3 protein-coding genes and 1 pseudogene are annotated in these 23,735 nt (G+C 75.7%); all 4 read left to right on the plus strand.

Features of this window, described 5'->3' with window-relative positions; genetic code table 11:
• On the plus strand, nucleotides 1-300 hold a 300-nt coding region (locus tag E0D90_RS26520; protein ID WP_157996834.1), incomplete at its 5' end, for an acyl carrier protein.
• A gap of 17 nt (nucleotides 301-317) precedes the next feature.
• On the plus strand, nucleotides 318-15,239 hold the full coding sequence (locus E0D90_RS08020) for a type I polyketide synthase (protein ID WP_130797162.1): 14,922 nt from the start codon (nucleotides 318-320) through the stop codon (nucleotides 15,237-15,239).
• A 94-nt stretch (nucleotides 15,240-15,333) separates the two neighbouring features.
• Nucleotides 15,334-18,327: pseudogene (locus E0D90_RS28575) on the plus strand (type I polyketide synthase); the annotation flags it as partial.
• A 201-nt stretch (nucleotides 18,328-18,528) separates the two neighbouring features.
• The coding region (locus E0D90_RS28580; protein WP_438827381.1) for a type I polyketide synthase at nucleotides 18,529-23,735 on the plus strand (5,207 nt) is incomplete at its 3' end.

Raw genomic sequence — 23,735 nt, forward strand, 5'->3', positions numbered from 1 at the left:
GTCTTCGACCACCCCACGCCCGCCGCGCTCGCCACCCACCTCCACCAACGGCTCACCGCCCCACCCGAGCCGGAACGGCCCGTCCTCGACCAACTGGCGGCTCTCGCCGAAGCGCTGGCCGGCGCGGGCACGGACACGCCCGACGCCGAGAAGATCGGCGCCGGTCTGCGCGGTCTGCTGCGCGACTGGGACAGCCGCCGGCCGCGGGGCGACGGCGCCGACGGGGCGGAGCCCAGCGACACGGCCACCGCCTCGGCCGACGAGCTGTTCGAACTGCTCGACAACAACTACGGCGCCTGAGGGAGAAGCGAGACACCATGCCGGACAACGACAAGCTCCTCGAATACCTCAGGCGCGCCACCGCGGACCTGGGGGACGCCAGGCGGCGCCTGCGCGAGGCGGAGGACGCCCGCCACGAGCCCGTCGCCATCGTCGCCATGAGCTGCCGCTACCCCGGCGGCGCCGACACCCCCGAGCGGCTGTGGGACCTCGTCGACAGCGGCACCGACGCCATCACCGAATGGCCCGCCGGCCGCGGCTGGGACACCGAGGCGCTCTACCACCCGGACCCCGACCACCCCGGCACCTCCGCCACCCGGCACGGCGGATTCCTGCACGACGCCGCCGACTTCGACCCGGGCTTCTTCGGGATCTCGCCGCGCGAGGCCCTCGCCATGGACCCGCAGCAGCGCCTCGTCCTGGAGACCGCCTGGGAGGCCGTGGAGCGCGCCGCGATCGATCCGGCCGCGCTGCGCTCCACCCGGACCGGCGTGTTCATCGGCGCGATGCGCAACGACTACGGCAGCGCCTCGCGCGATGTCCCCGAACTGCAGGGGCTCCTCGACACCGGCACGGCCGCCAGCGTCGTCTCCGGCCGCGTCGCCTACACCCTGGGCCTCGAAGGCCCCGCGATCAGCGTCGACACCGCCTGCTCGTCGTCCCTGGTCGCCCTGCACCTCGCGGTCCGTTCGCTGCGCGCCGGAGAGTGCACCCTCGCCCTCGCGGGCGGCGTCGCGGTGATGGCGACACCGGACGCGTTCGTCGCCTTCAGCCGCCAGCGCGCCCTGTCCGCCGACGGGCGCTGCAAGGCGTTCGCCGCGGCCGCCGACGGCACCGGCTGGTCCGAGGGCGCCGGCGTCGTCGTCCTGGAGCGCCTCGCGGACGCCCGCCGCAACGGCCACCGGGTGCTCGCCGTCATCCGCGGCACCGCCGTCAACCAGGACGGCGCGAGCAACGGCCTGACCGCGCCCAACGGTCCCGCCCAGGAACGCGTCATCGCCGACGCCCTCGCCGATGCCCGCCTCGCCCCCGGCGACGTGGACGCCGTCGAGGCACACGGCACCGGCACCCGACTCGGCGACCCGATCGAGGCGCAGGCACTGCTGGCCACGTACGGGCAGCGGCGAGAGACCGAACGGCCGCTGTGGATCGGATCGTTGAAGTCGAACATCGGCCACACCTCGGGGGCGGCCGGTGTCGCCGGCGTCATCAAGATGGTCATGGCGCTGCGCCACGGACGGCTGCCCCGCACCCTGCACGTCGACGAGCCGACCCCGTTCGTCGACTGGTCGAGCGGCGCGGTCCGCGTTCTCACCGAACCCCGGCCCTGGCCCGCGTCGGACCGGCCACGCCGAGCGGCGGTCTCCGCCTTCGGCGTGAGCGGCACCAACGCCCACCTCGTCATCGAGGAGGACACCGCGCGGGACGCCGGGGAGAGGCCCCCCACCGAGGGGAGCGAGCCCGCCGGAGGGCCGCTGCCGTGGGTGCTCTCCGCCCGCGACCAGGGCGCCCTGCGCGCCCAGGCCGAGCGCCTGCTCGCGCACGTCGGGACCGCCGCCGGGGACATGACCGGGGAGCCCTCGGCGGCGCACGGCGCCATCGGCCGGGCCCTCGCGACGACGCGGTCCGCCTTCGAACACCGTGCCGCCGTGGTGGCGGAGACCCGGGCCGGGTTCGTCGAGGGGCTGACCGCGCTCGCCGCCGGCACCCCTTCCCCCCGCCTCGTGCGGGGCTCCACCGGGCCCGTCGGCAAGACCGTGTTCGTCTTCCCCGGGCAGGGCTCGCAGTGGCCGGGCATGGCGGGCGGGCTCCTGGACGCGGAGCCCCTGTTCGCGGACCGGATGGCCGCGTGCGAGCTGGCCCTCGCGCCGCACGTGGACTGGTCACTGGAGGCGGTGCTGCGCGGCACCGGTGGCGCGCCGTCCCTGGAGCGCGTCGACGTGGTGCAGCCCGCCCTGTTCGCGGTGATGGTGTCGCTGGCGGAGGTGTGGCGGTCGTACGGGATCGAGCCGGACGCGGTGGTCGGGCACTCCCAGGGGGAGATCGCCGCCGCGTGCGTGGCGGGCGCGCTCTCCCTCGACGACGCGGCCAAGGTCGTCGCGCTGCGCAGCCGGGCACTGGGGGAGATCGCGGGGCGCGGCGGCATGGCGTCCGTGCCGCTGCCCGCCGCCGACCTCGGCCCGCACCTGGAACCGTGGGGCGGGCGGCTGTCCGTCGCGGCCGTGAACGGGCCGTCGGCCACGGTCATCTCGGGAGACCCGGAGGCGATCGAAGGCATCGTCGCCGCATTGGTGGCGAGGGAGGTGCGGGCCCGCGTCATCCCCGTCGACTACGCCTCGCACTGCGCGCACGTCGAGGAGATCGAGGAGCGGCTGCGTACCGTGCTCGCGGACATCACACCGCGCGCCGCCGAGGTGCCGTTCCACTCGACGGTCGACGCCGCGTGGGTGCCCGACACGACGGTCCTGGACGCCGCGTACTGGTACCGCAACCTGCGGCAGACCGTGCGCTTCGAGGAAGCCGTCCGCGGCCTGCTCGACGACGGCTACGGCTTCTTCGTCGAGGTGAGCGCCCACCCGGTGCTCACCGTGGGCGTGGAGCAGACCGCCGAGGCCGCCGCTCTCGAACGGCCCGCCGCCGTGCTCGGCACCCTCCGCCGCGACGACGGCGGCCCGCACCGCTTCCTGCTCGCTCTCGGCGAGGCCCACACCCGCGGTCTCTCCCCGGACTGGTCCCGCGTGTTCGACGGCCACGACGCGGCGGCCGAACTGCCCACCTACGCCTTTCGGCGGCGCCCGTACTGGCTGGAGTCGCCGCCCACGGCGACCGTGGCGGACGCGCCCGCCGACCCCGTGGAGAACCGTTTCTGGGAGGCCGTCCGCACCGGCGACCTGCCCGAGCTGACCGCCACCCTCGGTGTCGGACCGGAGGAACCGCTCAGCGCCGTCCTGCCCGCGCTCGCCACCTGGCGGCAGCGGCGCGCCGAGCTCGCCACCGTCGACTCCTGGCGCTACCGGCCCACCTGGCGGCCTCTCACCGAGCCGGCCACCGCCCGCCTGACGGGCACCTGGGTCGTCCTGACACCCGCTCCGCTCGCTGCGGACGCCTGGGCCCTCGCCTGCGTCAGTGCCCTCAACGACCACGGCGCCACCGTCCTCCCCGTCGTCCTCGACACGTCCGACACCGCGAGCGGCCCGCTCGCCGCCCGGCTCACCGACGCCCTGGCCGGCGCCGCGGCCACGGGCGTCCTCTCGCTCCTCGCCACCGACGAACGACCGCACCCGCGACAGCCCGCGGTGCCCGTCGGCGCCGCCCTCAACCTCGCCCTGCTCCAGGCACTCGGTGACGCCGGCATCGCCGCGCCGCTGTGGTGGGCCACGCGCGGCGCCGTCGCCGTCGGCCCCGCCGACCCGGCCGTCAGCCCCGCCCAGCACGTGAGCTGGGGACTCGGCCGGTGCGCCGCGCTGGAACACCCGCGCCGCTGGGGCGGCCTGCTCGATCTGCCGCCGGAGCTCGACACGCGGGCCGCGAACCGGCTGTGCGCGGTGCTCGCCGCCCCGGGCGCCGAGGACCAGCTCGCCGTGCGCGGTGCCGGCGTCCACGGCCGGCGGCTCGTCCGCGCCCCTCTCGGCGCCGCCGCCCCCCGTCGCACCTGGACCCCGCGCGGCACCACGCTGATCACCGGCGGCACCGGCGGCCTCGGCGCGCACATCGCCCGCTGGCTCGCCCGGGAGGGCGCCGAACACCTCGTCCTCGTCAGCCGCCGCGGCCCCGAGGCACCGGGCGCCGACGCGCTCGTCCAGGAGATCACGCGGCTGGGCGCCCGAGCCACGGTCGCCGCCTGCGACATCACCGACCGGGACGCCCTCGCCGCCCTCGTCGCGGAACTGGCGGCGGACGGCTGCGAGATCCGGGCCGTGCTGCACGCCGCCGCCGGCGGCTCACTCGTGGCACTCGAGGAGACGGACCTGGACGAGTTCGCCGACACCCTGCACGCCAAGGTGCTGGGCGCGGCGCACCTGGACGCGCTGTTCGACCGCGACACGCTCGACGCCTTCGTCCTGTTCTCCTCCATCTCCGGGGTGTGGGGCAGCGCCATCCACGGCGCGTACGCCGCCGCCAACGCCCACCTCGACGCGCTCGCCGAGAACCGCAGAGCCCGGAACCTCACCGCCACCTCCGTGGTCTGGGGCATCTGGAGCCCCGAGGACGGCGGCGGCATGGCGGCCAACCTGGCCGAGGACCAGCTGCGCGCCCAGGGCGTGGTGTTCATGCCGCCCGCCGCCTGCCTCGCAGCCCTCCAGCAGGTCCTCGACCACGACGAGACCCTCACCCTGGTCGCCGACATCGACTGGAACCGGTTCGCCCCGGTCTTCACCACCGGCAGGCCCAGCCCCTTCATCGGCGGTGTCCCCGAGGCCCGCGCCGCCCTGGAGCCGGGCACCGACCCGGCCCGTGACGACGCGGCCCCGGAAACCGGCAGCCTCCGCGACCGCCTGCGCGACCTGACCGGAGCCGAGCGCGAACGCGTCCTGACCGACCTCGTCCGCACCGAGGCCGCGACAGTCCTCGGCCACGACACCGACGCGTCCATGGCGCCCGACCGTGCCTTCCGCGACCTCGGCTTCGACTCGCTGACCGCGGTGGAGATGCGCAACCGGCTCACCGCGGCGACCGGTCTGCGGCTGCCCGTCACCGTCGTCTTCGACCACTCCTCGCCCGGCGCCCTCGCCCGCCACCTGCGCGCCGAACTCCTGGGCGACCAGGCCGTCGTGGCGGCCAGGCCGGCGGTGCGCGCGGCCGCGGACGACGACGACCCGATCGTCGTCGTCTCCATGAGCTGCCGCTATCCGGGAGGCGTCACCACCCCCGAGGAGCTGTGGCGGCTGGTCGCCGAAGGCCGCGACGCGGTCGCCGGACTCCCCGCCGACCGCGGCTGGAACCTGGACGCCCTCTACGACGCCGACCCCGGCCGGCCCGGCACCAGCTACGCGGCGGCGGGCGGCTTCGTGTACGACGCGGGCCGCTTCGACGCCGACTTCTTCGGAATCTCCCCCCGCGAGGCACTCGCCATGGACCCGCAGCAGCGGCTCCTCCTGGAGACCTCCTGGGAGGCACTGGAGCGCGCCGGCATCGACCCGCGCACCCTGCGCTCCAGCCGCACCGGCGTCTTCGTGGGCGCGGCCTACCAGGGGTACGGCGGCAGCATGGACGATGTCCCCGGGGAACTCGAAGGACTCTTCGTCGCGGGCATCTCCACCAGCGTCCTGTCCGGACGCGTCGCCTACACCCTCGGGCTGGAGGGCCCGGCCGTGACCGTGGACACGGCCTGCTCGTCCTCGCTCGTCGCCGTCCACCTGGCCGCACGGGCGCTGCGCGACGGCGACTGCGCCCTCGCCCTGGCGGGCGGCGTCACCGTGATCGGTTCACCGCTCACCTTCACCGGCTTCAGCCGTCAGCGCGGGCTGGCCGCCGACGGCCGCTGCAAGTCCTTCGCGGCGGCGGCCGACGGCTTCGGCATGGCCGAGGGCGTCGGACTGCTGCTGCTGGAGCGCCTGTCCGACGCCCGCCGCAACGGGCATCCGGTGCTCGCGCTGGTGCGCGGTTCCGCCGTCAACCAGGACGGCGCCAGCAACGGCCTCACCGCGCCCAGCGGCCTCGCCCAGCAGCGCGTGATCAACGAGGCGCTCGCGGACGCCGGCCTGACCGCCGGCGACGTGGACGCGGTGGAGGCCCACGGCACCGGCACCACCCTCGGTGACCCCATCGAGGCGCAGGCCATCCTGGCGACCTACGGACAGGGCCGTGACACACCCCTCCACCTGGGTTCGCTGAAGTCCAACATCGGGCACAGCCAGGCCGCCGCCGGTGTCGGGGGCATCATCAAGATGATCCTCGCGCTGCGCCACGAGGTCCTGCCCGCGACTCTGCACGTGGACGAGCCGTCCGGGAACGTCGACTGGTCCGCCGGAGCCGTCTCGCTGCTCACCGGAGCCGCGCCCTGGCCCGCGAACGGGCACCCGCGCCGCGCCGGGGTCTCCTCCTTCGGCCTCAGCGGCACCAACGCCCATGTCATCGTCGAACAGCCGCCCGCCGACGAGGAGACTGCCGAGACCGAGAACACGGGCGCGGGCGGGGGTGTGGACGCGGACGTGCCGTGGGTCCTCTCCGCACGCACCGGTGAGGCGCTCCACGAGCAGGCCGTGCGGCTGCGCGCCCACGTCACCGGCCTGCCCGGCCTGCGCCCCGCCGACATCGGGTACTCCCTCGCCACCACGCGCACCGCCTTCGAGTACCGCGCCGCCGCCGTCGGCCGCGACCGGGACACCCTGCTCGCCGCGCTCGACACCCTCATCGACGGCCGCACCGGCCCCGGCGCCGTGCGCGGCACGGCCGCCCAGGACAGCCGTGCGGTGTTCGTGTTTCCGGGGCAGGGGTCGCAGTGGTCGGGGATGGCGTGTGAGCTGCTGGATTCCTCGGGGGTGTTCGCGGCTCGGGTGGCGGAGTGTGGTGAGGCTCTGGCGCCGTTCACGGGGTGGTCGTTGGTGGAGGTGTTGCGTTCGGGGGAGGGGCTTGAGCGGGTGGATGTGGTGCAGCCGGTGTTGTTCTCGGTGATGGTGTCGCTGGCGGAGGTGTGGCGGTCCTACGGGGTGGAGCCGGCGGCGGTGGTGGGGCATTCCCAGGGGGAGATCGCCGCCGCGTGTGTGGCCGGAGCGCTCTCCCTGGAGGACGCCGCCCGCGTCATCGCCCTCCGCAGCAAGGCGCTGGTGGCGCTGACCGGCCGGGGCGGCATGCTCTACATCCCGCTGCCGGCGGATCAGGTCGAGGCCCGACTCCCCGCCTGGGCGGGCCGGTTGGACATCGCCGCCGTCAACGGCCCCACGACGGTGACCGTCTCGGGCGACCCCGCCGCCCTGGAGGAACTGCACAACGCGCTCGCCGACGACGGAGTGCTGTGCTGGCCCATCCCCGGCGTCGACTTCGCCGGGCACTCACCGCAGGTCGACGAGATCCACGACGAACTGCGCACGCTCCTCGCCGGGATCACACCACGCTCCTCCCGCGTGCCCTTCTACTCGACGGTCACCGGCGGTGTGCTCGACACCTCCCGCCTCGACGCCGCGTACTGGTACCGCAATCTGCGTGAGCCCGTCGCCTTCCGCCGGGCCGTGGACGCCCTCGTCGCCGACGGCCACCGCCTGTTCGTCGAGACCAGCACCCACCCGGCACTCACCGTGTGGATCCAGGAAGCCCTGGAGACGGCCGGCGGCACGAGCGGCACGAGCGGCACCGGCGGCGTCGTCGGCACCCTGTACCGCGACGAGGGCGGCCGCGCCCGGGTGCTCGCCTCACTCGCCGAACTCCACGTCCTCGGGCACCCGGTGGACTGGGACGCGGTCTTCGACGGCACCGGCGCCCGCCGCTGCGAGCTGCCCACCTACGCCTTCCAGCGCCGCCACTACTGGATGGAGCCCCAGCCGCCGGGCGAGGCCGAGGCCGAGGGCGGCGGCCACCCCGTCGACCAGGGTTTCTGGGACGCCGTGGCCGGAGCGGCCCCGGACGCCCTCGCCGACCATCTGCGCGTCGAGGACGACGACGTACGCGCCGCCATGCACACCGTGACGCCCGTACTCTCCGGCTGGCTGCGCGCCCGCCGGACCCGGTCCGTCCTGGAGTCCTGGCGTCACCGCGTCACCTTCAAGCCCCTGACGTCGGAGCGGAGTCCGGAGCTCGCGGGCACCACCTGGTGGCTCGTGGCGCCCGAGTCCGCCGCCGAGCCCCCGGCCGTGGCCGCCTGCGTCCAGGCCCTGCGGGAGCACGGCGCACACCCCGTCCTCGTGCGGCTCGGCGCAGCGGACGCCGGGGAGAGCGCCCGGCGCCCGCTCGCCGGCCGCCTGCGCGCCCTCGCCGAGGACTCCCCGGCCGCCGGCGTGCTCTCCCTGCTGGCACTCGACGAGTCTCCGTACACCGACGGCACCGCCCTGCCCACGGGCCTGGCCCTCACCACCACGCTGCTCCAGGCGCTCGGTGACGCCGAGGTGCGGGTGCCGCTGTGGTGCGCGACCCGGGGCGCGGTCGCCGTGGGCCGGTCCGACCGTCTCGGCGCCCCCCTCCAGACCCTGCACTGGGGTCTCGGCGGGGTCGCCGCCGTCGAGTACCCCGAGCGCTGGGGCGGCCTCATCGACCTGCCCGAACGCCTCGACGAGCGGGCCCGCACGAGGCTCGCCGCCGTCCTCGCGCAGCCGGACGGCGAGGACCAGCTCGCCGTGCGCGCCTCCGGGATCTTCGGAAGGCGTCTCACCCACGCGGAACCGCCGCGCGAACACGACGGCACCGGCTGGACACCCGACGGCACCGTCCTGGTCACCGGCGCCACCGGAGGGCTCGGCGCCCGCATCGCCCGCAGGCTCGCCCGCAGCGGCACCGCGCACCTGCTGCTCACCGGCCGCGCCGGCCCGGACGCACCCGGAGCCGGAGCGCTCGCCGCCGACCTCACCGCCGAGGGGGCGGAGTTCACCCTGGTGGCCTGCGACGCCGCCGACCGTGACGACCTCGCCCGGCTCCTCGACGGCATCCCGCCGGAGCGGCCCCTGCGCGCCGTCTTCCACGCCGCGGGCGTCCTGGACGACGGCGTCCTCGACACCCTCACCCCCGAGCGCGCCGCCGGGGTACTGCGCCCCAAGACGGACGCCGCACTCCACCTGGACGAACTCACCCGGGACGCGGAGCTGACGGCCTTCGTGCTGTTCTCCTCGCTCGCCGGGACCCTCGGCGGCGCCGGCCAGGGCGGCTACGCCGCCGCCAACGCCTTCCTCGACGCCCTCGCACAGGCCCGCCGTGACCGCGGGCTGCCCGCCACCTCCGTGGCCTGGGGCCTGTGGGGCGGCGACAGCCTGGCCTCGGGCGCCACCAGCGAACGCCTGGTCCGCGGCGGCCTGCCCGCGATGGACCCGGAACTCGCCGTCGACGCCCTCTGGCAGGCCCTGGACGACGACGAGACGCGCCTCGTCGTCGCCGACTTCGCCTGGGACCGCTTCGTCCGCGCCTACACCGCGCTGCGGCCCAGCGCTCTCCTCGGTGACCTCCCCGAGGTGCGCCGCGTCCACGCCGGGAACGCCGCCGCGCCCGGCGGGGGAGCGGACGGGCCCGCCGCCCGGCTCGCCGGGCTGCCGGAGGCCGAACGCGCCGCAGCACTCACCGAGTCGGTGAGGAAGTGCGCCGCCGATGTCCTCGGCCACGACGACCCCGGCGCGATCGACCCGGAGCGGGCGTTCAAGGACCTCGGCTTCGACTCGCTGACCGCCGTCGAACTGCGCGACCGCCTCGCCGGGGCCACCGGCCTGCGGCTCCCCGTCACCCTCGTCTTCGACCACCCGACCACCACGGCGCTGGTCGCGCACCTGGGCGCGGAGCTGGCCGGCACACCGAAGCCCGCCTCCGCCCCCGCGCCCCGCGCGGTACCGGCCGACGACCCCGTGGCCATCGTCGCGATGAGCTGCCGCTTCCCCGGCGGCGTCACCAGCCCCGAGGAGTTCTGGCAGCTCCTGGCCGACGGCACCGACGCCATCTCCGGGTTCCCCACCGACCGCGGCTGGGACCTGGAGGGCCTCTACCACCCCGACCCGGACAAGACCGGCCACACCTACGCCCGCGAGGGCGGGTTCCTCTACGACGCCGACCACTTCGACCCCGCCTTCTTCGGCATGTCGCCCCGCGAGGCCCTCACCGTCGACCCGCAGCAGCGCCTCCTGCTGGAAACGGCATGGGAGGCGTTCGAGCGCGCGGGCATCGACCCGCGGACCGTCCGGGGCGGCGACGGCGGCGTCTTCGTCGGCTCCAGCTACCGCGACTACGGCTCCCGCGTCACCGAGCCGTCCGAGGAGTTCGAGGGCTACCTCGGCATCGGCAGCGCCGGCAGCGTGGCCTCCGGGCGCATCGCCTACACCTTCGGGCTGGAGGGCCCGGCCGTGACCGTGGACACGGCCTGCTCCTCCTCCCTCGTCGCCGTCCACATGGCCGCGCAGGCACTGCGCGGCGGTGAGTGTTCGCTGGCGCTCGCGGGCGGTGTCACCGTGATGGCGACACCGGGCGCGTTCGTCGAGTTCAGCCGCCAGCGCGGCCTCGCGGCCGACGGCCGCTGCAAGCCGTTCGCCGCCGCCGCCGACGGCACCGCGTGGGCCGAGGGGGTGGGCATGGTGCTGCTGGAGCGCCTCTCCGACGCCCGCCGCAACGGGCATCCGGTGCTCGCGCTGGTGCGCGGCTCCGCCGTCAACCAGGACGGCGCCAGCAACGGCCTCACCGCGCCCAACGGGCCGTCCCAGCAACGCGTCATCCGCCAGGCCCTGGCCGCCGCGGGCCTGACGCCCGGCGACATCGACGCCGTGGAGGCCCACGGCACCGGGACGAAACTCGGCGACCCCATCGAGGCGCAGGCGCTGCTCGCCACCTACGGGCAGCGCCGCCACGCCGAACGGCCGCTGCTCGTCGGGTCGCTGAAGTCCAACATCGGCCACAGCCAGGCCGCCGCGGGAATCGCCGGCATCATCAAGACGGTCCTCGCCATGCGGCACGGCACCCTGCCGGCGACCCTCCACGTGGACGAGCCGACGCCACACGTGGACTGGTCCGCCGGCCACCTGCGGGTGCTCACCGAGAACACCGCCTGGCCCGAGCTCGACCGCCCGCGCCGCGCCGCCGTGTCGTCCTTCGGGGTCAGCGGCACCAACGCCCACACCATCCTGGAACACGTCCCCGGCCCCCCGACGCCCGAGGTGACACCACGGCCGGGGCCGTGCCCGCCCTGGCTGCTCTCCGCCCGCGGTGAGGACGCCCTGCGCGCCCAGGCCCGCCGCCTCCTCGCCCACGTCACCGCCGACCCCTCGGTCCACCCCGACGCCGTCGGCAGGGCGCTGGCCACCGGCCGCGGCTCCTTCGAACACCGGGCCGTCCTCGTCGGCGCCGACCGGCACGCGCAGCAGACCGCGCTGAGAGCGCTCGCCGACGCCACCGCCTCGGCCGACGTGATCGCGGGCACCGCCGGACGGGGCGGCAGGACCGCCTTCCTCTTCCCCGGGCAGGGCAGCCAGCGCCTCGGCATGGGCGCCGAACTCCTGCGCTCCTCAACGGTGTTCGCCGACGCCTTCGACGCGGTGTGCGCGGAACTCGACCCGCTCCTGGACCGGCCGCTCCGCGATGTCGTCCACGCCGCTGAGGGAAGCGAGGACGCGGCGCTGCTCGACACCACGGCCTACACCCAGCCCGCCCTGTTCGCGCTCGGCGTCGCCCTCCACCGGCTCGTCGAGTCCCACGGGCTGCGGGCCGACCTCCTCGCCGGGCACTCCGTGGGGCAGCTGGCCGCCGCGCATGTCGCGGGCGTGCTCTCGCTTCCCGACGCCGCCGCCCTGGTGGCCGCCCGGGGCCGGCTGATGCAGGCCATGCCCGCCGGTGGCGCGATGGTCGCGCTCACCGTCCCCGAGGCGGAGCTGCTGCCTCAACTCGCGGGAAGGGAAGCGGAGATCACGGTCGCCGCCGTCAACGGGCCCGCCGCCACCGTGCTGTCCGGCGACGCCGCGGCCGTCGAGGAGATCGCGGCACACTGGCGCGAGAGGGGCGCCAGGACCCGTCGGCTCCCGGTCAGCCACGCCTTCCACTCCCCGCACATGGACGGCATGCTGGCCGACTTCCGGGCGGTCGCCGAACAGCTCACCTACCACGAGCCGGTCACTCCCGTCGTCTCCGATCTGACCGGTGCACTCGCCACCGCCGGAGAACTGTGCGACCCCGAGCACTGGGTCCGCCACGTCCGCTCCACCGTCCGCTTCCACGACCTCGTCCGCACCCTGGAGGCCGCGGGCGCCACCTCCCTGGTGGAGCTCGGGCCCGACGGGGCGCTGGCCGCGCTCGCCCAGGACTGCCTCACCGGGGCCGCCGACGCCGTCCGGCTGGTGCCGCTGCTGCGCAAGGACACGCCGGAGCCCGCCGCGGTCACCGCCGCCCTGGCCCGGCTGCACGTCCACGGCGTCGGCGTCGACTGGGCACCGCTGTTCGCCGGCGTGCCCGACGGACACGTGGCGTTGCCCACCTACGCCTTCCAGCGCTCCCGCTACTGGCTCGCGCCCACCCCGGCGGCGGGCGACATGCCCGCGGCGGGCCTGCTGCCGTCCACGCATCCCCTGCTCGGCGCGGGCTCCCCGCTCGCCGACACGGGCGGCTTCCTGTTCACCGGCCGGCTGTCCGTCGCCGCCCACCCGTGGCTCGCCGACCACGCCGTCCACGGCGGCGCGCTCCTCCCCGCCACGGCCTTCCTCGAACTCGCCGTCCACGCGGGCGACCGCACCGGCTGCCCGGAGGTCGACGAACTCACGCTGGAAGCACCCCTGACCCTGCCCGAGGCAGGCGCCGTCACCCTCCAGCTCACCGTCCAGGCGCCCGACGCCACCGGCGGCCGCGCCTTCGCCGTCCACGCCCGGCCCGAGCACGCCACGCCCGACGACCCCTGGACCCGGCACGCGAGCGGCCGCCTCGGCGACGGCACGCCGAGGGAGGCGGGCGACCTCACGGAATGGCCGCCCGCAGGAGCCGAGCCCCTGGAGGTGGACGGCCTCTACGAGCGGCTGGCCGACGGCGGATTCGCCTACGGGCCCGCCTTCCAGGGACTGCGCGCCGCCTGGCGCCTGGGCACCGCCGTCTACGCGGAGGCGCGCCTGCCCGAGGAACAGCGGACGGACGCGGGCCGCTACGGCCTGCACCCGGCGCTCCTGGACAGCGTGCTGCACTCGCTGACCTTCGGCGTACTCGAGGGCAGCGACCAGAGCTGGCTGCCGTTCTCCTGGAGCGGCGTACGGCTGCACGCGACGGGCGCGACGGCCCTGCGCCTCCGCATGACGCCCACGGGGCGCGACGCCGTCGCCCTGACGGTCGCCGATCCCACCGGGGCCCTGGTCGCCACCGCCCGTTCGCTGGTGCTCAGGCCGGTGACGGCCCAGCGGATCCAGGAGTACCGCACGGGTGCGCACGAGGACATGTTCCGTCTGGAGTGGCCCGTCGCCGCGCCCGCCCGTGAGGTGCCCACCTCCCTGGCCGTGCTCGGGGACTCCGTCGCCGGCCTCGGGAGCGCAGTCGCCGGCCTCGCGCCGGCCCACGAGGACCTGACCGCCCTGGGCGCCGCGATCGACGCGGGCGCCGAGGTACCGGCCTTCGTGCTGACCGCCCTGCCGGGCCCCGAGGCCCGGACCGGGGGAAGCGGCGGCACCGACGGCGGCGACCTGGTCCGCGCCGTGCACGAACTCACCGCTCACGTCCTGGAACTGGTGCGGAGCTGGCTCACCGACGAGCGGTTCGAGGGAGCGAGGCTGGTCCTCGTCACCGAGGGCGGCGTCCCCGTCGCCGCCCGGGACGACGTGCCCGACCCGGCGCACGCCGCCGTGTGGGGACTGGTCCGCTCCGCGCAGACCGAGAACCCCGACCGGTTCGTGCTCCTGGACACCGACGGCGATCCGGCCTCGCACGCGACCGTGACCGCCGCGCTCGCCACAGGCGAACCACAGCTCGCCCTGCGCGCGGGGCAGCTCCACACCGCGCGCCTGGCCCGCGTCCCCGGCGACCTGCCCGGCGGCGAAGCCCCCTGGGACCCCGACGGCACCGTCCTGATCACCGGCGGCACCGGCTCCATCGGCGCCCTGGTCGCCCGCCACCTCGCCCGCGAGCACGGCGTACGGCACCTGCTTCTCACCAGCCGCGGCGGGCCCGCCGCCGACGGCGCGGGCGCACTCCTCGCCGACCTGACCGCGTCGGGCGCCGACGCCCAGGTCGTCGCCTGCGACGCCGCCGACCGCGAAGCGATGGCGAAGCTCCTGGACGGCCTGGAGCACCCGCTGCGCGCGGTCGTGCACACGGCCGGCGTCATCGACGACGGAGTGGTCGCCGACATGACGCCCGAGCAGCTCCACCGGGTGCTGCGCCCGAAGGTCGACGCCGCCGTCAACCTGCACGAGCTGACCGCCGGCCGCGAGCTGTCGGCGTTCGTCGTGTTCTCCTCCATCGCCGGGGTCTTCGGCGGCATGGGACAGGCCAACTACGCCGCGGCCAACGCCTTCCTGGACGCCCTGGCCCACCGGCGGCGCGCCCGGGGCCTGCCGGGCGTCTCGCTGGCCTGGGGCCTGTGGGCCACCGGCGGCGGCATGACCGGGCACCTCGGCGAGGCGGACCTCGCCCGGATCGCCCGCGGCGGCATCGTCGCCTTCACACCGGCGGACGGCATCGCCCTCTTCGACAGGGCCACCCGCCTGGACGCACCCGCTCTCCTGCCGCTGCGCCTCGACACCGGTGCCCTCGCCGCGCAGGCAGCCGCGGGCGGGGTGCCCGCCTTCCTGCGGGGACTGGTCCGCACGCCCGTACGCCGCGCCGCGGCGGGTGAGGGACCCGGCGCCGACGGCGCCGACGCGTTGCGGCAGCGGCTGACGGGACTGTCCCCGGCGCAGCGCGAGCGGGCCCTGGCCGACGTGGTCCGTACCCACGCCGCGCTGGTGCTCGGCTTCCCCGACCCGGTGGCCGTCGGCGCCGAACTGCCGCTGCTGGACCTCGGCTTCGACTCGCTGACGGCGGTGGAGCTGCGCAACCGGCTGCGGGCCGCCACCGGTCTGCCCCTGCCCGCCACCCTGCTCTTCGACCACCCGACCGCCCTCGCGGTCGCCCGCCACCTCGCCGAGGAGATCGCCCCCGCCGACGGCGCGGGCGGGCCCGCCCCCGCGGTCCTCGCCGGACTCGACCACCTGGAGAGCACGGTGCGCGACGCCGTGCACGACGACGCGGCACGCGCCGCGCTCACGGCCCGGCTCCAGGGCCTCCTGGAGACCCTCCGCCCGGACACCACCCCCGAAGCGGCCGCCGTCGAGGACCGCATGGGCTCCACCGACGACGAACTCTTCGACTTCATCGACAGCGAACTCGGCAGTCCATGACGTAGCCACCGCGCGCCCGCCCCCCCGACCGCCCCGCGTACGAAGGTGACGATGCACGGTGAATGACGACAAGCTGCGCGACTACCTCAAGCGGGTGGCCGCCGACCTGCACCGGACCAAGCAGCGCCTCGGAGAGGCCGAGGCCAAGGACCGGGAGCCCATCGCCGTCGTCGCCATGGGCTGCCGCTACCCCGGTGGTGCGCGCACCCCCGAGGAGCTGTGGCACCTCGTCTCGACGGGCACCGACGCGATCGCACCCTTCCCCGCCGACCGCGGCTGGGACCTGGCCGACCTGTACGACCCGGCGGGGGAGCGCCCCGGCACCACCTACAGCGCGGAGGGAGGCTTCCTCGACGACGTCGCCGGCTTCGATCCCGCCTTCTTCGGGATCTCCCCGCGCGAAGCCCTCGCCATGGACCCGCAGCAGCGGCTCCTCCTGGAGACCACCTGGGAGACCTTCGAACGCGCCGGGATCGATCCGCACAGCCTGCGCGGCAGCCGCACCGGCGTCTTCGCCGGGGTGATGTACCAGGACTACGCCGTCCGGCTGCGCCAGGTGCCCGAGGACGTCCGGGGCTACCTCGGCAACGGCAGCTCCGACAGCGTCGCCTCCGGCCGCATCGCCTACACCTTCGGCCTCGAAGGCCCCGCCGTCTCCGTGGACACCGCCTGTTCCTCCTCCCTGGTCGCCCTGCACCTGGCCTGCCAGGCGCTGCGGCAGGGCGACTGCGCGCTGGCGCTCGCGGGCGGCGCCATGGTGATGTCCACGCCGGTGCCGTTCGTGGAGATGAGCCGGCAGAACGGCCTCGCCGCCGACGGCCGCTGCAAGTCCTTCTCCGCCGCCGCCGACGGCACCGGCTGGGGCGAGGGCATCGGCATGCTCCTCCTGGAGCGCCTCTCCGACGCCCGCCGCAACGGCCACCCGGTACTGGCGCTCGTGCGCGGCTCCGCCGTCAACCAGGACGGCGCCAGCAGCCGCCTCACCGCGCCGAACGGCCCCTCCCAGCAACGCGTCATCCGCCAGGCCCTCGCCCACGCCCGGCTCTCGGCGGCGGACGTCGACGTCGTCGAGGCCCACGGCACCGGCACCCCGCTCGGCGACCCCATCGAGGCACAGGCGCTCCTCGCCACCTACGGCCGCGAACACACCGCCGAGCGGCCGCTGCTGGTCGGCTCGCTGAAATCCAACATCGGCCACACCCAGGCCGCCGCCGGCGTGGGCGGCGTCATCAAGATGGTCCTCGCCATGCGGCACGGCGTGGTGCCGCCCTCCTTGCACGGGGCGGAGCCCACCCCCCAGGTCGACTGGTCCACAGGGACGCTGAAGCTCGTCACGGACGCCACCGACTGGCCCGAGACCGGGCGTCCGCGCCGCGCCGCCGTGTCCTCCTTCGGAGTCAGCGGCACCAACGGCCACGTCGTGCTGGAACAGGCCGAGCCCGCCGAGACCCCGCCTCCCGCCGGGGAACCCACCGGTCCCGTGCCGTGCGTGCTGTCGGGGCGAAGCGCCGACGCGCTGCGCGCCCAGGCCGCCGTGCTGCACGCCCACGTGGAGCGCGCACCCGGCCTCCACCCCGCCGACATCGCCCACACGCTGGCGACGGGCCGGGCCGCGCACGAGCACCGGGCCACCCTCATCGCCGATGACCGCCGGGCGCTGCTCGACGGGCTGGACGCGCTCGCCCGCGACGCCGACCCGCTGCCGCCCGGCATCGTGCGCGGCACCGCCCGCACCGGCGAGGCGGTCGCCTTCGTCTTCCCCGGCCAGGGCTCCCAGTGGACCGGCATGGCCCGTGAACTCCTCGACACCTCCACGGTGTTCGCCTCCCGGTTCGCGGAGTGCGCCGACGCGCTCGCCCCGTACACCGAGTTCTCACTCCCGGACGTGGTCCGAGGTGCCCCCGGCGCCCCGGGGCTGGACCGCGTGGACGTCGTACAGCCCGCCCTGTTCGCGGTGATGGTCTCCCTCGCCGAGGTGTTGCGCGCCCACGGCGTCGAGCCCGCGGCTGTGGTGGGGCACAGCCAGGGGGAGATCGCCGCCGCCTGCGTCGCCGGCGCGCTCACCCTGGACGACGCCGCGAAGGTCGTCGCGCTGCGCGCGCGGGCACTGCGGTCCCTCGCCGGGCACGGCGGCATGGCGTCGGTGTCGCTGCCCGCCGACCGCGTACGGGAACGCGCCGTGCCCTGGGGCGGGCGGATCGCGCTCGCAGCCGTGAACGGCCCCGAGTCGGCCGTCGTCTCCGGCGACCCCGAGGCACTCGCCGAGCTCCTCGCCGCCCTCGACGCCGACGGAGTGAGGACCCGCGCCATCCCCGTCGACTACGCCTCGCACGGCCCGCAGGTCGAGACGATCCGCGCTGAGCTGTCCCGGAGCCTGGCGGACATCGCACCCCGCCCGGCCGCCGTGCCCTTCTACTCGACCGTCACCGGCGGTCTCCTTCCCACCGAGCGCCTGGACGCCGCCTACTGGTACGAGAACCTCCGCCACACCGTGGAGTTCGAACGGGCCACGCGTGCCCTGCTCGCCGACGGGCACCGCGTCCACGTCGAGGTCAGCCCCCACCCCGTGCTCACCGCGGCCCTCCAGGACACCGCTGCCGCAGCCGGCACCGACGCCCTCGCCCTCGGCACACTGCGCCGCGACGACGGCGGGGAGCGCCGGGTGCTCACCGCGCTCGCGGAACTGCACACGCGCGGCGTGGACGTCGACTGGGCCGCCGCCCTCACCGAACACCGTCCCCGGCGCGTCGACCTGCCCACCTACGCCTTCCAGCGGCAGCGCTACTGGCTGGAGGACACCGGGACGCCCGCGGGTGACGCCGCCTCGCTCGGCCTCGACCCCTCCGGACACCCACTGCTCGGCGCCGTCATCGCGCTCGCCGACAGCGGGGGCCTGCTGTTCACCGGCAGGCTCTCGCCACGCACCCACCCCTGGCTCGCCGACCACACCGTCCACGGCGACACCCTGCTGCCCGGTACCGCCTTCCTGGAACTCGCCGTCCTCGCCGGGGACCGCACGGGCTGCTCCCATGTCCGGGAGATCACCCTCGAAGCGCCCCTCACACTGCCGCCGGACGGCGGCGTCGTGCTGCGACTGTCCGTCGGCGTGCCCGCCGCCGACCGCACCCGCACCCTCGCCCTGCACGCGCGGCCCGACGACCCCGACACCGACGAGGAGTGGACCCGCCACGCCACCGGCGTTCTCGCCCCTGCGGCACCGGCCCCCGTCCCGGTCGCCGCCCCGAGCGCCTGGCCGCCGCCCGGCGCGGTCCCCGTCGACCTCGACGGCATGTACGCGCGCTACGCCGAGGGGGGATTCGCCTACGGCCCCGCCTTCCAGGGACTCACGGCGGTGTGGCGGCTCGGCGACGACCTGTACGCCGAAGCCGCGCTGCCGCCCGCGCTCCACCAGGACGCGCGACGGTTCGCCCTGCATCCGGCGCTGCTCGACGCCGCTCTGCACGCCACCGGAGTCACCGCCGACGGGGAGAGCGAGGGCGGCCGCATGCCGTTCGTCTGGTCGGGGGTGACCCTGCACGCGTCGGGCGCCGCCGCGCTGCGCGTCCGGGTGACCAGGACCGCGCCGGACACCCTCGCACTTGATGTCGCCGACGCCACCGGAAGCCCCGTCGCCTCGGTGGATTCCCTGGTGCTTCGCCCCGCCGCACCGGCCGCCGCCGCGGCCCGCACCCACCACGACTCGCTGTTCCGGGTGGAGTGGGCCCCCGTCACCTGCCCGCCGTCGCCCGGCGGCGGTGACTGGGCGGTCATCGGCCCGGAGGACACCGGCCCGCCGACATCGGCCGCCTATGCCGACACCGCCGCGTTCGCCGCCGCTCTCGACGCGGGCACAGCGGCACCCGCGCTTGTGATGATGCCCCAACTGGCCTGCCCTGACGGTGAGATGGGTGACGAAGAGGAAGTGCACGCCGCCGTCCACCGCGCTCTGGAGACTCTCCAGACCTGGCTGGCGGACCCGCGGCTGGCCGACACCCGGCTCGCCCTCGTCACCCGGGGCGCCGTCGGCGACGCGCCCGCGGACCCGGCCCGCGCCGCCGTGTGGGGCCTGGTGCGCTCCGCCCAGTCGGAACACCCCGGCCGGTTCCTCCTCCTGGATCTGGACCCGGACCGGGAGGTGCCGGCGGAGACCGTCGTCTCAGCGCTCACCTCCGGCGAGGAGCAACTCGCCGTACGCGGCGAGACCGTCCTCACTCCCAGGCTCGCCAAGGTCGCCGCCACCGACCCGGTACCGCTCGCCCTGGACCCCGACGGCACCGTCCTCGTCACCGGCGGCACCGGACTGCTCGGCTCCCGTGTGGCCCGCCACCTCGTGGCCCGGCACGGCGTCCGCCACCTCCTCCTCGCCGGGCGCCGCGGACCGGACGCGCCGGGCGCCGCCGACATCACCGCCGAACTCACCGCGCTCGGCGCCGACGTCACCGTCGCCGCCTGCGACGTCGCCGACCGGACCGCGCTCGCCGCCCTGCTCGACGGCATCCCCGCAGACCGCCCCCTGACCGCTGTCGTCCACGCCGCGGGAGCCCTCGACGACGGTGTCATCACCTCCCTCACGCCCGACCGCGTCGACACGGTGCTGCGCCCCAAGGCCGACGCCGCACGGCATCTGCACGAACTCACCCGGGACAAGGAGCTGCGGGCCTTCGTCCTCTTCTCCTCCGCCGTGGGTACCCTCGGCGGCCCCGGGCAGGGCAACTACGCCGCCGCCAACGCCTACCTGGACGCCCTCGCCCAGCGGCGCCACGCCCTCGGCCTGCCCGCGCGGTCCCTCGCCTGGACCCTGTGGGAGCAGCGCTCCGCCCTGACCGGCCACCTCGACGACGCCGACCTGCGCCGCCTGGCCCGCTCGGGCATGCCCCCGCTCACCACCGACGAGGGCCTGGCACTCCTCGACGCGGCACTCACGGTCGACGCCGCCGCCCTGCTGCCGCTCCGGCTCGACCTGCGCGCACTGCGGGCCCGGGCCGCCGAGGGGGAGCCCGTGCCGCCGCTCCTGCGCTCCCTGGTACCCGTCCCGCCGCGCAGACCCGCCGCCGCCACGCCGCCAGGCAGCACGGGCGCCGCCCCGTCCGAACGGCTCGCCGCGCTGCCCGAGGCCGAACGGCTGCGCGCTCTCGTCCGGTTGGTGTGCGCCCAGGCCGCCGCCGTGCTCGGCCACACCTCCGACAGCGCGGTCGACCCCGGCCGCGCCTTCCGTGACCTCGGCTTCGACTCCCTCGCCTCGGTCGAACTGCGCAACCGCCTGAACAACGCCACCGGCCTGCGGCTGCCCGCCACCCTGGTCTTCGACCACCCCTCGCCGGAGGCGCTCGCCGCCCACCTGCGGGACGAACTGACCGGCGCGGACCCCGCGGCCATCGCGCCCGCGTCCGGCGCCTCCGGTCTCTCCGGCACGGCCGCCGCGGACGAGCCGATCGCCATCGTCGCGATGGGCTGCCGCTTCCCCGGATCGGTCCGCACCCCGGACGACCTCTGGCGGCTCGTGGCCTCCGGTGGCGACGCCGTCTGCCCCTTCCCCACCGACCGGGGCTGGGACCTCGACGCGCTCTACGACCCCGATCCCGCGCACACCGGCACCTCGTACGTGCGCGAAGGCGGATTCCTCAGCGGCGCCGGTGACTTCGACCCCGACTTCTTCGGCATCTCGCCCCGCGAGGCGATCGCCATGGACCCGCAGCAGCGCCTCCTGCTCACCCTCACCTGGGAGGCGTGCGAACGCGCCGGCATCGACCCGGCCGCACTGCGCGGCACCCCGGCGGGGGTCTTCATCGGCCTGATGCAGCAGGACTACGCGGTGCGGCTCCTCCCGCACATCCCCGAGGACGTCGAGGGGTTCCTGGGCACCGGCAACTCCGGCAGCGTCGTGTCCGGCCGCATCGCCTACACCTTCGGCCTCGAAGGGCCCGCCCTCACCATCGACACGGCGTGCTCCTCCTCGCTCGTGGCCCTCCACACGGCGGTGCAGTCGCTGCGCCGCGGCGAGTGCTCGCTGGCCCTGGCGGGCGGGGTCACCGTGATGTCCAGCCCCGAACTGTTCGTCGAGTTCAGCCGTCAGGGGGGCCTGGCGGCCGACGGCCGCTGCAAGTCCTTCGCCGCCGGAGCGGACGGCACCGGCTTCGGCGAAGGGGCCGGAGTTCTGCTCCTGGAGCGTCTGACGGACGCCCGCCGCAACGGTCGTCCGGTGCTGGCCGTGGTGCGGGGGAGCGCCGTGAACCAGGACGGCGCGAGCAACGGCCTGACCGCGCCGAACGGGCCCAGCCAGCAGCGGGTGATCCGTGCGGCTCTCGCCGACGCCGGGCTCTCGGCGAAGGACGTGGACGCGGTCGAGGCGCACGGCACCGGGACCACCCTGGGAGACCCGATCGAGGCGCAGGCGCTGCTCGCGACATACGGTCAGGAGCGCCGGGCGGGGCGGCCGCTGTGGCTGGGATCGCTGAAGTCCAACATCGGTCACACCTCCGCGGCGGCCGGTGTCGCCGGAGTGATGAAGATGGTCCTCGCCATGCGGCACGGGACGCTGCCGCAAAGTCTCCACGTCGACGAACCGACTCCCCAGGTCGACTGGTCGGCCGGTGAGGTGCGGTTGCTCGCCGAGGCACGCGCCTGGGAGGCGGATGGCGGGCCGCGCCGGGCCGGGGTGTCGTCGTTCGGCGTGAGCGGGACGAACGCGCACCTGATCCTGGAGCAGGTGCCGGAAGCGGCAGCTCCGGCGGACAGCGAGACGCCGGTGCCGGTGCCGATGCCCTGGGTGCTGTCCGCGAAGTCGCCTCAGGCGTTGCGGGAGCAGGCGGCACGGCTGCTGGAGGTGTGCGGCGCGAAGGCACGGGTCGCTGACGTGGCGCTGTCGCTGGCGGTGACGCGTTCCCGGTTCGAGCACCGGGCCGTGGTCGTGGGGGACCGGGAGCAACTGCAGCGGGGCGTGCGGGCGCTGGCCGCCGGTGAGCCTTCTCCGTTCGTCGCGGAGGGCAGGGCGTCGGCGGCAGGGAAGACGGTGTTCGTCTTCCCGGGACAGGGCGCGCAGTGGGTGGGAATGGCGCGTGAACTGCTCGACGGGTCAGCTGAGTTCGCGGACTCCATGCGGGAGTGCGCGGCGGCTCTGTCCCCGTTCACGGATTGGTCGCTGCTGGATGTGGTGCGCTCGGGTGACGGCCTCGACCGGGTGGACGTGGTCCAGCCGGTGCTGTTCGCGGTGATGGTGTCACTGGCGCGGCTGTGGCGCTCCTTCGGCGTGGTCCCCGACGCGGTGGTGGGGCACTCGCAGGGGGAGATCGCGGCGGCGGTGGCCGCCGGGGCCCTGTCGCCCGCGGACGGGGCGAAGGTGGTCGCGTTGCGCAGCCGGGCGCTCGTCGGGCTGGCCGGGCGGGGCGGGATGGCGTCACTCGCCATGTCGCCGCGGCGGGCCGCGCGGGCCGTCGCGGCCTGGGACGGACGCCTCTCGCTGGCGGCGGTCAACGGCCCCTCGGCGGTGGTGGTCTCCGGTGACACGGACGCCCTGGAGGAACTGCTCGCGACCTGTGGGACCGAGGGCGTACGCGCCCGGCGGATCGATGTGGACTACGCCTCGCACTCGGCCCAGGTGGAGCGGATCGAGCAGGAGCTGGCGGAGGCACTGCGCGGGATCGAGCCGGTCAGCGCTGATGTGCCGCTGTTCTCCACGGTGACGGGTGAGTGGCTGGACACCTCGGCGATGGACGCCGCGTACTGGTACACGAACCTGCGCCGCCCGGTCGCCTTCGAGCCCGCCGTCCGCACCCTGGCCGACGCCGGCTTCGACGCCTTCGTCGAGGTCAGCCCGCACCCGGTGCTCGCCCCGGCGGTGGAGGAGACCCTGGAGGCGGCCGGGGTGACCGGCGTCGTCCTGGGCACGCTCCGGCGGGACGAAGGCGGACCCCAGCGGATGCTCCTCGCCCTCGGGCAGGCCCACGCGTGCGGCGTCACGGTCGACTGGTCACCCGCCTTCGAGGGCACCGGAGCCACCCGCACCGAACTGCCCACCTACCCCTTCCAGGAACGACGCCTCTGGCTGGACGTCCCGACCACCAGTTGGGATGTCGCCTCCGCTGGCCTCGGGGCGACGGGACATCCACTTCTGGGTGCCGCCGTGGAGATCGCCGACACGGGTGAACTCCTGTGCACCGGCCGCCTCTCACGGCGCGGCCACCCATGGCTCGCCGAGCACACGGTGCGCGGGAGCACCCTGCTGCCCGGCACCGCCTTCCTGGAGCTGGCGCTGCGCGCCGCCGCGGCGGCCGGATGCGCCACGGTGGACGAACTCACCCTGTCCGCGCCGCTCCCGCTGCCCGAAGAGGGCGCCGTGAGGGTCCAGGTGCGGCTCGCGACGCCCGACGAGGACGGGCGACGGACGCTCGGCGTCTTCGCCCGGGCCGAGCGCGAGAGCGGGCCGGAGATCGGGACCGGCTCCCCGTGGACCGCCCACGCCACCGGAACCGTCGCCCCCGTGGCCCGCCCGCCAGGGCC

Origin of the sequence: Streptomyces otsuchiensis (assembly GCF_004305975.1) — a bacterium.
GTDB classification, from domain to species: Bacteria; Actinomycetota; Actinomycetes; order Streptomycetales; family Streptomycetaceae; genus Streptomyces; species Streptomyces otsuchiensis.

Coding starts and splice junctions, on each gene's coding strand:
- E0D90_RS08020 (WP_130797162.1), top strand. CDS start 318: ATGCCGGACAACGACAAGCTCCTCGAATACCTCAGGCGCGCCACCGCG.